This is a genomic window from Halorussus halophilus (assembly GCF_008831545.1).
GTDB classification, from domain to species: domain Archaea; phylum Halobacteriota; class Halobacteria; order Halobacteriales; family Haladaptataceae; genus Halorussus; species Halorussus halophilus.
The window spans coordinates 2,633,002-2,645,858 of sequence record NZ_CP044523.1; the positions used below are offsets into that span (position 1 = coordinate 2,633,002).

Annotated in this window: 14 protein-coding genes; 10 read left to right on the top strand and 4 right to left on the bottom strand. The window is 65.4% G+C overall.

Going from position 1 to position 12,857, the window contains the following annotated elements:
- Window positions 1-85 precede the first annotated feature (85 nt).
- The 3 genes from F7R90_RS13125 to F7R90_RS13135 all read left to right on the top strand — a co-directional run bounded on the left by F7R90_RS13125 (window position 86) and on the right by F7R90_RS13135 (window position 4,755).
- Window positions 86-922, top strand: coding sequence for a pantoate kinase (locus tag F7R90_RS13125; RefSeq protein ID WP_158057871.1), 837 nt, complete (start codon window positions 86-88; stop codon window positions 920-922).
- A 590-nt stretch (window positions 923-1,512) separates the two neighbouring features.
- A complete protein-coding gene (locus F7R90_RS13130; RefSeq protein WP_158057872.1) occupies window positions 1,513-2,256 on the top strand; it encodes a 4-phosphopantoate--beta-alanine ligase in 744 nt (247 codons plus the stop codon).
- Window positions 2,257-2,352: 96 nt separating this feature from the next.
- A complete protein-coding gene (locus tag F7R90_RS13135; RefSeq protein ID WP_158057873.1) occupies window positions 2,353-4,755 on the top strand; it encodes an ATP-binding protein in 2,403 nt (800 codons plus the stop codon).
- A gap of 25 nt (window positions 4,756-4,780) precedes the next feature.
- On the opposite strand, the gene F7R90_RS13140 is transcribed toward F7R90_RS13135, so the two are convergent.
- Window positions 4,781-5,458, bottom strand: coding sequence for a class I SAM-dependent methyltransferase (locus F7R90_RS13140; protein ID WP_158057874.1), 678 nt, complete (start codon window positions 5,456-5,458; stop codon window positions 4,781-4,783).
- A 113-nt stretch (window positions 5,459-5,571) separates the two neighbouring features.
- Between F7R90_RS13140 and F7R90_RS13145 the strand changes: the two genes are divergently transcribed.
- Window positions 5,572-5,814 carry a PRC-barrel domain containing protein gene (locus tag F7R90_RS13145; RefSeq protein ID WP_158057875.1) on the top strand — a complete coding sequence of 81 codons (243 nt, stop codon included), beginning with the start codon at window positions 5,572-5,574 and terminating at the stop codon, window positions 5,812-5,814.
- A gap of 3 nt (window positions 5,815-5,817) precedes the next feature.
- Here the strand turns inward: F7R90_RS13145 and F7R90_RS13150 are convergent, their stop codons facing one another.
- Genes F7R90_RS13150 through F7R90_RS13160 form a run of 3 tightly spaced genes read right to left on the bottom strand, consistent with a single transcriptional unit; the run spans window position 5,818 to window position 8,086 of the window.
- Entirely contained in the window at window positions 5,818-6,717 is a 900-nt protein-coding gene (locus tag F7R90_RS13150; RefSeq protein WP_158057876.1) for a thiamine-phosphate synthase family protein, read from the bottom strand.
- A 16-nt stretch (window positions 6,718-6,733) separates the two neighbouring features.
- Window positions 6,734-7,324 (bottom strand): dCTP deaminase, encoded by a 591-nt coding sequence (dcd, locus tag F7R90_RS13155; protein WP_158057877.1) that lies wholly within the window; start codon window positions 7,322-7,324, stop codon window positions 6,734-6,736.
- 42 nt (window positions 7,325-7,366) lie between these two features.
- A complete protein-coding gene (locus F7R90_RS13160; RefSeq protein WP_158057878.1) occupies window positions 7,367-8,086 on the bottom strand; it encodes a Yip1 family protein in 720 nt (239 codons plus the stop codon).
- Window positions 8,087-8,184: 98 nt separating this feature from the next.
- Between F7R90_RS13160 and pth2 the strand changes: the two genes are divergently transcribed.
- From pth2 to F7R90_RS22245, 6 genes are all read left to right on the top strand, one after another.
- Window positions 8,185-8,523 carry a peptidyl-tRNA hydrolase Pth2 gene (gene pth2 / locus F7R90_RS13165; protein WP_158057879.1) on the top strand — a complete coding sequence of 113 codons (339 nt, stop codon included), beginning with the start codon at window positions 8,185-8,187 and terminating at the stop codon, window positions 8,521-8,523.
- 2 nt (window positions 8,524-8,525) lie between these two features.
- Window positions 8,526-9,854, top strand: a complete 1,329-nt coding sequence (truD, locus tag F7R90_RS13170) for a tRNA pseudouridine(13) synthase TruD (RefSeq protein ID WP_158057880.1) — start codon at window positions 8,526-8,528, stop codon at window positions 9,852-9,854.
- Between the two features lie 731 nt (window positions 9,855-10,585).
- Window positions 10,586-11,071, top strand: coding sequence for a zinc ribbon domain-containing protein (locus F7R90_RS13175; protein ID WP_158057881.1), 486 nt, complete (start codon window positions 10,586-10,588; stop codon window positions 11,069-11,071).
- Window positions 11,072-11,077: 6 nt separating this feature from the next.
- Window positions 11,078-11,608, top strand: coding sequence for a pyridoxamine 5'-phosphate oxidase family protein (locus tag F7R90_RS13180; protein ID WP_158057882.1), 531 nt, complete (start codon window positions 11,078-11,080; stop codon window positions 11,606-11,608).
- 64 nt (window positions 11,609-11,672) lie between these two features.
- Window positions 11,673-12,395: a DUF2103 domain-containing protein gene (locus F7R90_RS13185; protein WP_158057883.1), complete on the top strand. Its 723-nt coding sequence runs from the start codon at window positions 11,673-11,675 to the stop codon at window positions 12,393-12,395.
- Between the two features lie 137 nt (window positions 12,396-12,532).
- A complete protein-coding gene (locus tag F7R90_RS22245) occupies window positions 12,533-12,706 on the top strand; it encodes a hypothetical protein (protein WP_192498311.1) in 174 nt (57 codons plus the stop codon).
- Window positions 12,707-12,857 lie beyond the last annotated feature (151 nt).

Consider the following 12,857-nt stretch of genomic DNA (forward strand, 5'->3'; position numbering starts at 1 on the left):
TCGTCCGCGGAGTCACTTATCTTTCGACCAGAAGCATCAACCCGATTCTGCAACCCTTAAAAACCCGCGACGCCACCTGCGAGATATGAACGGCAAGTCGGCGCGGGCGTTCGTGCCGGGTCACGTCACGGGCTTTTTCAGCGTCCACGACTCCGAAGACCCCGAGCAGGCAGGCTCTCGCGGTGCGGGCGTCACTCTCTCGGACGGCGTCACCGTCGAACTCGAAGCGGCCGCGGAGACGACGATGCAACTGAACGACGAACCGGCGGCTATCGAGGCCGCGACGCGCGTGCTGGACGCGCTCGAAGTCGATGCCGACGTGGTCGCGCGAACTGACCTCCCCGTCGGCGCGGGCTTTGGCGTCTCCGGCGCAACCGCGCTCGGCACCGCACTCGCCGCGAACGAGGCGTTCGACTGCGGGCGCTCGGAGAACGAACTGGTCAGCATCGCCCACGCGGCGGAGGTCGAGTCCGGCACGGGACTCGGCGACGTGGTCGCGCAAGCACGGGGTGGCGTCCCCATCCGCCTCGACCCCGGTGCGCCAGACTACGGCCGCCTCGACGGCGTCCCCGTACGCACGCGAGTCGAGTATCTCACCCTCGGCGAGCGCTCGACTGAGGACGTGCTGGCGGGCAACACCGACCACCTCTCGGAAGTCGGCGTGGACATGCTGGTCGAACTGGTGAACGAACCGACCCTAGAGACGTTCGTGGACCTCTCGTGGGAGTTCAGCAAGGAAGCGGACCTGCTCGCGACAGAGGTCGAGGAGGTCATCGACGACGTGCGCGCCGAGGGCGGCCAAGCGGCGATGGCGATGCTCGGCGAGACAGTGTTCGCGCTGGGGACTGGGCTGACTGACGCGGGGTACGATGCTGTGTCGTGTGAGACCCATCCAGCGGGCGCGACGCTGGAGATGGAGTAGGAGAGAGTTTTGGAGTGGTTTTTGGGGAGTCTACGACCGGTGAGGCGGGCGACCGGAAACTGCGGGTGACACAAACCACGGAAAACTGCCGGTGACACCAACCATCCGAAACAGCCGGTGAGACAAACCACGGGGTGGGACTGAAAGGGGCCGTCCGGTCGCGTCCGCAGAACGTGGTCGTCTGACCGACCCCTATCCGCGACGGCCGTTGCGGAGAGGAGCGGATATGTCGGTCAGCGACCGCGACCGGACGGGGGCTTTCGAGGAAGAAACTGGGGTGTGAATCACTGTTACGTAGCACCGACGAACGCAGTGAGGTAGCTACTCCCGATACCTAGGAGACCGCACAGCACCGCGACGGCCACACACCTCCCCAACCGATTCGCTCACGTTCGTTCGCTCATCCACCGGAGGACAAACCGCGTCCGCCGAGCCTGCGCTCGCTTCGCTCACGCAGACCTCGCGCGACGTTCGGCACGACACGAGGTCGTGCCAGCGCGCGCCGGGTGGACACCGAACTCGCAATCACAAACAAGTACCCCTCACCGAAAACGAACTAATTTTTCCCCTCACCGTTCCAAACGCCGCCAATGACCGAGATACCCGAGGACCACCCGCGGTACGAGTCGCTCCTCACGCGCCATCGAATCGAGGAGGGCGTCGAGAAGGGAATCACCAGCAAGCAGGGTCTCATCGCGCAGGGGCGCGGCGAGGCGTTCGACTACCTCCTCGGCGAGCGAACGACCGAGAGCGCCGCCGAAGCAGAGCGGGCCGCCGCCGCCAAGCTCCTGCTCGCCGACCACGCCGTCCTCTCGGTGAACGGCAACGTCGCCGCGCTCGTTCCGGGGGAAACCGTCGAACTGGCCGAGGCCGTCGGTGCCGACATCGAGGTCAACCTGTTCAACCGCACCGAAGCGCGCATGCAGGCTATCGCCGACCACCTGCACGAACACGGCGCGGCGGACGTGAAGGGACTCGCCGCGGACGCGCTGATTCCCGGCATCGACCACGAGCGCGCGAAGGTAGACGAGGACGGCATCTACGACGCCGACGTGGTCGTCGTCCCCCTCGAAGACGGCGACCGGGCGGAAGCACTCGCCGAGATGGGCAAAACCGAACTCGTCATCGACCTCAACCCGATGTCGCGCTCCGCTCAAACTGCGACGATTCCAATCGTAGACAACGTGATTCGCGCCGTACCGAACATGACCGAGTACGCTCGGGAGTTACAGAACACCTCCCGCGAGGAACTGGAAGCTATCGTCGCGGAGTTCGACCGCGAGGAAGCACTCGAAGCCGCAGAACGGGCGATTCGGCAGGGCGACCTCGACTGAGGAGTCGCCCGCCGTAGAACAGCATTTTTCTTCTATCGAACACTACAGACAATTGATTCGAATGACTCCGCGACACACTTCCCCGGAGGGTCTCCAGTGACCGCCCAGAACGTCGGGTACGTGGACCGCACGCTCCCGGACGTTCCTGCCGTCCTCGACGCACTGTCGGAACTCGACGAGTCACTCCCCGACGAACGACTCGTCCGGCTCTGTCGCGTTCTCTACCCCGCAATCAGGGTCCGCGTGGCGTACAGTCCCAGCGGCGACCCCCAGTCCGTGACGACCACCACGGACGTGCTGGTCGATGGCCGCGGGAGAGATCGAAACTCCCACCTCGCACCATACGCCGAGGAAGCGTCTGCGCCCCAGTCCGTCTCGGTCGCCGACCACTACGACCTCGGGACGGACGCCGGTCCGGAATCGACGCTCTCGCTCGACTTCGACTGCTCGGACCGCGATGCGGTGCAGGCGGTCGAAGATGCAGTACGGGACTCCAAAGCAAACACCGACCTCCACCAACAGTTCGGTCTCCCCGAGAACTTCGACCCCGACGGCTTCGCAGGTATCGAGGACGCGACCCGGCTCTACCTGCCGTTCTGGATTGCAGAGTTCGCCGACGGCACGCCCGACGACGACCGCATCCTCGCGCTGCGGGACATCGACTGGATAGGCGGCGACGGCCCGGCCAAAGAAGCGGCGTGGCTCTCCTCGCTCGTCGCGCGAGACAGCGAACTGCTCTCCCAAATCCGGACGATTCCGGAACTCAGCGACCAGACTCGCGAGGCGGGCCGCGAAGTCGTCGTTCCAGACGACGTAGAGCTATCAGTTTCCTCCGTCCTCGAGGCGAATCCCGACCGCTGTTTCGCCGACGTGGGCGGCATGGAGGAGCTGAAATCGACGTTGACCGAACTCGTCGTAGACCCGTTGGCGGAACCGGAGAAGTACGAGCGCTACGACCTCGGTGTGACTAACGGCGTGCTGTTCCACGGCCCGCCGGGGTGTGGCAAGACCTACGTCGCGGAAGCACTCGCTGGTGAACTCGACCGCCACTTCCTCGAAATCTCGCCGAGCGACCTGACCAGCAAGTGGGTCGGCGAAGCGGCCGACAACGTCGCCGACCTCTTCGACGTCGCCCGTGCCAACTCGCCCTGCCTCGTCTTCATCGACGAAATCGACGCCGTCGCCAGCGACCGCGGTGGCCAGATGACCAACACCGAGCAGCAGATGGTCAACCAGTTGCTGACCGAATTGGAGGGCGCGAGCGACGACGACGTGGTCGTCCTCGCCGCGACGAACCTCGTTGACGACGTGGACGGCGCGATCTTACGCTCGGGACGCTTCGACGAGCGTATCGAAGTACCGCCGCCGGACGCCGACGCCCGCGAGGCGATTTTGGACGTACATCTCGCCGGGCGACCCACGGTCGAGGACCTGTCGCTCACAGAGGCCGTGAGGCGGACAGAGGGCTACGCCGCCAGCGACCTCGAACTCGTCGCAGAGCGCGCAGCGCGCGCCGCACTCGCCGACGACGCGGACATCGACGCCGACCACCTTGGGAGCGGAATCGAGGAGGTCGAAACGTCGATTCCCTCGTGGCTGGACCGCTACGACCACGTCGAGTTGGGTGCAGGTGCGAGCGAGCGAGACGACGGTCTGAGCGTGCCCGCCAGCGTCTCACTGCCCGCCACGGAACTCATCGACCCCGCGCCCTCGCGGGACTTCGACGGCGTGCCCGGCATGGAACGGGAGACGACGACGCTCCGCGAGCGCGTGCTGGACCCAATCGAGCGCGCCGAGCAGTACGAGTCCTACGGCGTCGAGTCGCTCTCCGGCGTGCTACTCTACGGCCCGCCGGGGTGTGGCAAAACGTTCCTCAGTCGCGCCGCCGCGGGCGAACTCGGGTGGCACTTCCTGCGCGTCACCCCGACCCAACTGGCCGTCGAGTGGGAAGGGTCGCCCGCCGAGAACGTCGGCGAGGCGTTCGAACTCGCCGAGGCGAACGCGCCCTGTCTCGTGTTCTTGGACGACTTGGACGCGCTCGCGCCTACTGGCCGGAACGGCGGCGAGGGCGGTGTCACGCACCGACTCGCCGCAGAATTGGCGGCGGTCCCCGAGGACGTGCTGGTCGTCGGCGCGACCCACCTCGTCGAAGACGTCGCCGATTCGGTCCTCCGCGCTGGCTGTTTCGACGAGCGAATCGAGGTCCCGCCGCCGAGTCGGGCGACCTGCGAGGCAGTCCTACAGACGGCCGTAGACGAGCGATTGATTGGCGACGTCGAGTGGGAACGCGTGACCGAGCAAGCAGTCGGGCATTCCGTTGGAGACCTCCGCTTGGTCGCCGAGAGTGCAGCGCGCGCCGCGCTACGGGACGACCACACCGCGACGACCGAGGACTTCCTCGCCGCACTCGACTCGGTCGGCTCATCGATTGCCGACTGGCACGCCCGAGGCCGGTACGCCGAGAGCGAGTTCGGCTCTGATTTGCGGAACGTGCGCTGAGAACGCTATTTTATTACCCCACTCGTCACTCGATTTTCCCGCCAGTCACCCGCACCACGCCGAGCGCGTGTTCGGTATGACTCGTCTCGCTCGCGCGTTCGCGCAAGGCGCGGCGCGCGTCCACGACTCGCCTGTCGAGCAAGGTCCACGGCGGTTCCGAGTAGCGGTCCATCCCCTCTGGCGAGGAGGCGACAACGAGGCCGCGAAACGCCTGATTGACCGGCCACGCGAACCAACGCGTGCTCTGACCTGCGTCGAGGAGAGCGAGCGACCCGCCGGGCGCGAGCATGTCCGCCCACCGATGCACTTCGGTCTCGGGGTCGCCGAGCATCCCGACGACGAAGGTAGCTAAGATTGCATCGGGTGGCTCTAGAAACTCGGTTTCGGTCGCGTCAGCCTGTACGACGTGGACGTTCCGCCAGCCTTCGCGTTCGATTCGGTTGCGGGCCGGTGCGAGCATTCCCCGAGTGAAATCGACGCCGACGACTCGGCCCTCGGGACCGACTCGCTCGCGCAGGTGCGGGAAGTTCGCCCCGGTGCCACAGCCCATCTCTACGACCGTATCGCCGGATTCGAGCGCGAGCGCGTCCGCCGCGCGAGCGCGCAATCTGCCGAGTCCGGGCGTCTCACGTGCCAGCCAGTCGTAGAGGGCGGCCCACCGCCCGTAGAACTGCTGGGCCGCCGTCGTCGCGTCCTTCGACATGTTCGCGTGTAGGTCGGCTGGGGACAAAACGACTGAGGTCGGGCGAGGTCTCGAACCACCGACACAGAACGGCCACTGCCGTCTTTAGTCAGGGCGTCGAACTCCGTCGCGCCATGGCATTCGCACTGACGGACGACGAGATGGGGAAGCGAGTCGTAGACGCCGCGGGGACACGACTGGGCACGGTAGAGACGGTGCGTGACGGCGTCGCACACGTCAGCGCGGACGACGCGACGGTAGCGAAGATGCAGCGGGCGCTCGAAACGGGCGGGACCGGCGAGAATCGGTACGCGCTCGACGGAGACAGTATTGCCGAGATTACCGACGAGGAAGTCGTTCTCGATGCTGAGTACTGAGTGTTACAACAGGCTCCGCGCCATCTCCGCGACGACTTCGGCGTCGTCGCCGAGCAGGTACGTGATGGGTTCGATGCCGTAGCCGCCGGTGTGGTACAGCACGTTGACGTTCGGATTTTCCCGGAGCGCGGCCCCGACAACCGCGTCTAAGTCGTCGTACTCGGCGTCGAACTCCGCGGTCTCGTAGCCCAATTCTTCGAGCGTCGCGACGAGGTCCGGGTCGTAACGAATGTTCAGTGCGGCGCGGGCGGAACTGCCGTTTCGGCGGGCCGCCAGCAGGAGTGAGGCGACGTGTTCGCTGACGCCGAACTCCGGGTCCGCCGGAATGGTCGCTCTGCCTTTCACGTCGAAGATGCGGCCCGGAACGCCAGCCACGTCGTCGATACCGTCGGCGTCGGGCGTACACTCACAGAGGTTCGACCCGACCGCGGGGATGAGCGACGCAAACCCACTGGCGCTCTCGACGGCGCGGATGCCGCGCCGGAGCGAAGAACGCACGCGCTCGGTGACGCGCAGTTCGCCGTCGGGGTCGTGGACGTTGAAATCGCCGCCGTGGCCCGACAGTTCGGGCATCGCCAACTCGTGGAGTTCCGAGATGAGGTCGTGGTCTTCGAGGCGGCGAATCAGGATTTCGAGTTCGACCAGCGCTTCGACGCGACTCATCGTGCCGTCGGCGAGTCCCGACCCGACCGTCTCGACCAGATTCTGGACTCGCTCGTCGTCGAGAAACCGGTCGTTGCGCTCGACTTCGCCGTTGGCGTACTTCGAGACCGCGCTCTGGCTGATGCCCAGCAACTCGGCGACTTCGCTCTGGGTGAGTCCGCGTTCGCGGAGGTCCTCGGCGAGCATCGACCGAATCGTCGGCAGGAACTCCTCGACGACGATTTCCTCGGCGAATTTCATCGCGTCTCACCGTCGCTCATTTCTGCTCGCCCCCAAATTCGTGGTCACCGCCGATGCGGGAGGCCTGTGGGCCAGCCTGGTCTTGGTACTTCGAGCCGCGACCCTCGCCGTAGGGGCGCTCGGCCTCGGTCTTGAGTTCCGTGAAGATGAGTTGGGAGATGCGAGTGCCGGGCGTGAGCGCGACGGGTGCAGTCCCCAAGTTCGACAGTTCAAGCGTTATCTGACCGCAGTAACCGGGGTCTACGACACCCGCAGTGGCGTGAATCACGACCGCGAGGCGACCGAACGACGAGCGGCCTTCGACGTGGGCCAGCAGGTCGGCCGGAATTTCGACGCGCTCTTTCGTCGTGCCGAGGACGAAGTCGCCGGGATGCAGGATGAACTCCTCGCCGTCTTCGACGACGGTCTCCTCGACGTACTCGTCCACTTCCTGCTCGCTGTCGGGGTGGATGCAGGGGATGTTCGCGCGCTTGAACTCCAGAAACTCCCGACCGAGTCTCAAATCGATGCTCGCGGGCTGAATCTGCAAGTCGGGGTCGTCGAGCGGTTCGACCACGAGGTCGCCGTCCTCCAGTCGGCGCAGGATGTCGGCGTCCGAGAGTATCATACTCGGAGGATTAGCGCGAGGTGGTGTAAAGAAACCGGTCTCTCAGGCGAGGCCCGAGAGGAAGACGAACAGCGCGACGACGCCGCCGGAGATGGCCGCCGCACCGGTCGGTAGATTGCGGGCGTGTTTCACGCCGAACGTCCAGACGTACCCCTGCCACGCGGCCCCGAGGAGCGACAGGAGCATCGTCTGGCCCTGCGCACGCTGGGCTAACGAGCGGACCTGTTCGGCCAGCAGTTCGGGGTTCGACGCCGAGAGGTCGATACCGCCGAGCGAGACGTACAGCAGTCCGAAACCTGCGAGCGCCTGTATCGCGCTGGGGGCCATCCCCACTCCCGCGACCGCCAGCGTGTCGAGGAACGAACCGTCGCCGCCCAGTACCGCGGAGACGGCGTGCAGTCCGATTGCGTACAGTCCCCAGACGAAGAACACGCCGACGAAGACGAACGGTAACTGCTGGTTGAACGCGTCCCAGAGCAGGTCGCCGACTTCGACGGTCTTGGTCTTCGGTTCGTCGCAGTTCTCCTGTACCATGCCCTCGGCTTCGCTTTCGGTCTCCCCGTCACACATCCAGTCTGGCGGGCGCTCACTGTTGTCCACTTCGGTCGTCGCGGTGACGCGCTGGCTTACGACCCACCCGAACGCGCCGACGACGGTCGTCGTCACGATGGCGACGACGAGGACGACGGCGACCGCGCGCGCCAACTGCGAGTCGCGCTCGGCGAAGTAGTCGTCCGGGGAGAGGAGGGCTTTCAGGACCATGCAGACGAATCGATAGCGAGCTGTCAAAAATCTTCTCAGCGAAGACGAACACGCGCTCCATCAGCAGACCTAAACCCCACGCCACCCGAAAATCCGGCATGAAACAAGCCATCGTCGCCCGCACCGACCTCGGGATGGGCAAAGGGAAACTGGCCGCGCAGGTCGCCCACGCCTCGCTGTCGGCCTACGAGGACGCCAGCAGGAAAGCACAGAAGGAGTGGAAGGGAGAGGGTCAGAAGAAGGTCGTACTGAAAGCCAGCGGCGAGGACCAGTTGTTCAGCCTCGCTGAGAAGGCCCGCGCCGAAGGCCTGCCCCACTCTATCATCCGGGACGCTGGCCACACGCAACTCGAACCGGGGACCGCGACGACGCTCGCGGTCGGGCCAGCGCGCGACGACCTCGTGGACCGCGTCACCGGCGACCTCTCACTCTACTGACCATGCGTGACTCGTTCCCCGTCGAGCAGGCGGTCGGTATCGACTACTTCGTCAGCGACACAGACGGCGTCGGCGGCCGCATCAAGCAATCGAGCGAGGACTTTCGCGTGCGGGAAATCGAGCGCTTCGACGCAGAACCGCTCGACGCCGATTCGGGGGCCTACGGCCATCTCGTCCTGCGGGCGACGCTCCACGAGTGGGACACCAACGACTTCGCCAAGCGACTCTCCGAGGAGTTGGGAATCAGCCGAGAGCGCGTGGCGTGGGCCGGGACGAAGGACAAGCACGCCGTGACGACCCAACTGTTCACGCTTCGGAAGGTGGACGCCGAGGAGATGGAGAACGTGCGGATTCAGGACGCGGACATCGAACTCGTCGGACGCTCGGGCCGCGCGCTCCAGTTCGGCGATTTAGCTGGCAACGAGTTCGAAATCGTCGTTCGAGACGCAGAACGACCTGAGAATGCCGAGCAGATTCGGTCGGAGTTGCAGGCGTTTGGCGGTGGAAAAGTGGGGGTCCCGAACGTCTTCGGCCAGCAACGCTTCGGCAGTCGGCGGCCGGTCACCCACGAAGTCGGCCTGCACGTGGTGCGCGACCAGTGGGAAGAGGCAGTCCGGGCCTACGTCGGCAATCCCTACGACAGCGAACCCGAGCGCACGCAGGAAGCGCGCGAAACGGTCGAGGACGCCTTCGAAGACCGCGACTGGAGCAGTGCGCTGGAAGCGACGCCCGGCCATCTTGGCTTCGAGCGCGCGATGCTGAACGAACTGGTCGAGAACGGTGGCGACTCGCCGGAGGACTTCCGTGCGGCGCTAGAGACGACGCCCTCGAACCTCCAGCGACTGTTCGTCAACGCCGCTCAGTCGTATGCCTTCAACAAAATCCTGAGCGAGCGACTTTCTCGGGGGCTTCCGTTCGACGAGCCAGTCGCCGGGGATGTCGTCTGCTTCTCCGAGCAGGTTGGGGAGTTGACCCTGCCCGACGTGGACCGTCAACAGCGCGTCAGCGAGAAGCGCGTGCAGACGGTGACCCGCCACTGCGAACGCGGCCGGGCGTTCGTCACCGCGCCGCTGGTCGGGACCGAGACGGAGTTGGCGGAGGGTGAGCCGGGCGAAATCGAGCGCGAAGTGCTGGACGAGTTGGGGCTGGCTCCCGAAGACTTCGACCTGCCGGGGGAGTTCCACTCGACGGGGACGCGGCGGGCGATTCTGGTTCGGAGCGAGTTGGAGATTGAGGAAGGGCCGCTTCGGTTTGGCTTTTCGCTCCCGAAGGGGTCCTATGCGACGGTGGTTCTGCGAGAGTTCCTGAAGACTGACCCCGCGAGCGAGTGAGTTTGTGGATTCCCGGATTTGTGGGTTTTCGTGGTTTTACAGGCGAATTAGGCTGAGAAGGAACGACGAGCACCAACTAAGAGGAAGCGAACGCAGTGAAGCTAGCTACTCCCGATACCTAGAATACCGCAACCGCCCCGCACAGCACCGTGACGGCCACGAGCCTCCCCAGCCGATTCGCTCACATTCGTTCGCTCATCCACCGGAAGACTGCGCTTCGCTTGTCTTCCGAGCCTTCGGTCACTTCGTTCCCGAAGACCTCGCACGAGTTCGGTGCGACCACTGTCGGGTCGCGCCAGCGCGCGCCGTGACCAAAGGCCAGTTTCGCGGCTCTTCACTAACGATTCGGCGCGCGGGAGCGACGAAGGAGCGACTCGCGCGAGGGATGAGCAACGTAGCTCGGAAAACGCGACCGGTTCGGTCGCGTTTTCCGGAATCGAGTCGCGCAGTCGGGTGGGGAGGCGTGTGGTTTGTGCGGTGCTGTGCCGTGCGGTTTCTCCGTTGCACCGGGAGTGGCTAGCTTCTCCCGGATTGCTGGTAGAAACTCGTTGCTCGTCGTATTCTCAATCGTACCGAGAGAAGCTAGCTCGTTCCCGACTACCCCGTCGATTCACTCACGACGAATACGGCCATCGCAACTCTTGCCACCGCTAACAGAAACCACCCTTCGTAGCCTCAAACCATATCCCCGCGCACGGCGTAGAGACCCTACCCAACGGGAGTCCCAAACCATGAGCTACGATTCAACAGGCTACGCCAAGCGCACCGAAGACCTCCAGCGCGAGATAGACGACGCCATCGTGGAGGGGTGGCGAATCGAGTCCGAGACGCCCGAGCGAGTCGTCCTCGTCAAGCGCAACTACGGGGACCTCGGGATTCACGTCCTGCTGGCCGTCCTCACCGCGTGGTGGTCGTTCGGTCTCATCAACATCGCCTACGGCGCGTTCAAGTACGTCAACGACTCCCAGCGGCGGGTTCTGCGCGACTCGCGCTCGTGCCCGGAGTGTGGGATGTCCGTCGCCGCCGACGCCGAGTACTGCCAGCACTGTGGTGCCGAGATGCCCGCGACGGCCCCTATCACCGCGACCACGGACTCCTGTCCAGAGTGCGGGAGCGGCGTCGCCCCGGGTGCGCAGTACTGTGAGAACTGCGGCGCAGAACTCGCAGAATCGGCGACCGGAGAGACGCCAGAAGCCTCCGAAACGACCGAGGCATAGTTCGAGATGAACGAGCGGATCGAGGACCCGAAATCCGACGAGGACGCCGACCCGACCATCCGAGCCAACCCGGTCCGCAGTCGCCCCGTTACCCAGTCGGAGTACGGCATCCCGGAGGACGACTCCGGCATGCTCTCGTGGGAGTTCGTCGCCGAGACGATGGCCGACGACGAGACGTTCTGGGTGACGACGACCCGGCCCGACGGACGACCACACGCACGGCCGGTCTGGGGCGTCTGGGTAGACGGCCGGTTCCACTGCGGCGGCGGCGAGCGCACGCGCTGGGTGCGGAACCTCGCCGAGAATCCCGCGATTACGGTCCACCGCGAGAGCGGCACCGAAGTCGTCATCGTCGAGGGCACCGCAGAGAAGTTGACCGAAGAGAGCGCGGACGACGCGCGACTCGAACGCATCGACGCGGCCTACGAGGCGAAGTACGACACGCCTCACGGGACGCCCGTCTTCGCCGTCCACCCCGAAACCGTCCTCGCGTGGACCGACTACCCGACGGACGCGACCCGGTGGGAGTTTCGATAACAAAACGACGAGCGGACGATGGAGAAACACCGGGGTTAAACCCGCCCAGTAGATAGGTTCGGACATGGAGTGTCGGCAGTGTGCGTCCCCGCTGGAACGACCGGGCGACTACTGTCTGGTCTGCCGGACGCCCAACGCCGACACCGTGATTCTCGAGCTCGCGCGCGACCACGCCCAGTTGACGATGCTCCACGAGGAGGAGGTCGTCGGCGAGACCGGCATCACGACGACGCCCGAAGACGGCGGCGAGGAAGGCGTGGTCGAGTTGCGGAACTTCGCGGGCCGAGTCGCCGACGAAGTGCGGCGCAAGCGACCCGAGGAAGTGTACGCCGCGGGCGACCGCGAGGTGGTTCGGGCGACCCGCGCCCAGTTACGATACTCGTTCTACCGCGTCGAGACCGACGAACCGGTCGAGACCGTCCTCGCCAGACAGGGCGACCGCGCGCTGGAAGTCGTCGAGGCGGCCCCCAGCGAGAAGATCGGCGGTAGTCACTCGACGCTCATCGGCAATCGCGCCGGACAGCGCGCGATTCGCACCGTCGCCGCGCACCCGCACGTCAAGAAGGTGATTCCAGGACCTATCGACGCCGGTGGTTCCGGCGCTCGGGGCGGCGTGCGCGCGAAGGCGACCCGCGCCGACGAGAACGGGAACGTTCGGATGCTGTTGCGAGATGGCTCCAGCGTCCAAGAGAACCGCGTCGTCACGACGGCGATGGACCGGGAGTCCGGCGAGTGGGTGCGCGAGGACCTGAACGACGCGCTCGCCGAGGCCGAACTGCGCGATTAAACGGTGCGTAACGCTCGAAAGCCGTCTTTTCGCTCGGCTTACGAACCCCGTATCTTTCCGTGCGAACGTGCTTCTGAGAGGTGCGAACGACACTCGCCCACAACCTTCTTAGGGCTGGTAATTATATCTAATTACGCATGGTCACCCACTACGACGCAGTCCTCGCGGCGATTCCGATGCTCTCGGGGGGCGGCTATCTGGTCGGCCAGCTCACGCAGTTGCCGCTGGCCGTCGCGGGGTTCGTGGCCTCGCTGCTGGTCATCGGCCACGAGCTGTTCAACCCGCCGACCGATGGCGCGTCGAGCGGATAGACGACGGCTTCGGGTGTCGGTAGCCGATGGCGCGCGACGACAGCACGCGAGGGGACGAATGGGTTCGGCAGGGGTTTCGAGGTGGGTTCAACGAGCGTTTCGGAGTCGGACATCGCCATTTCCGTTTTCGCGGCCGGGACAAGACACCCTG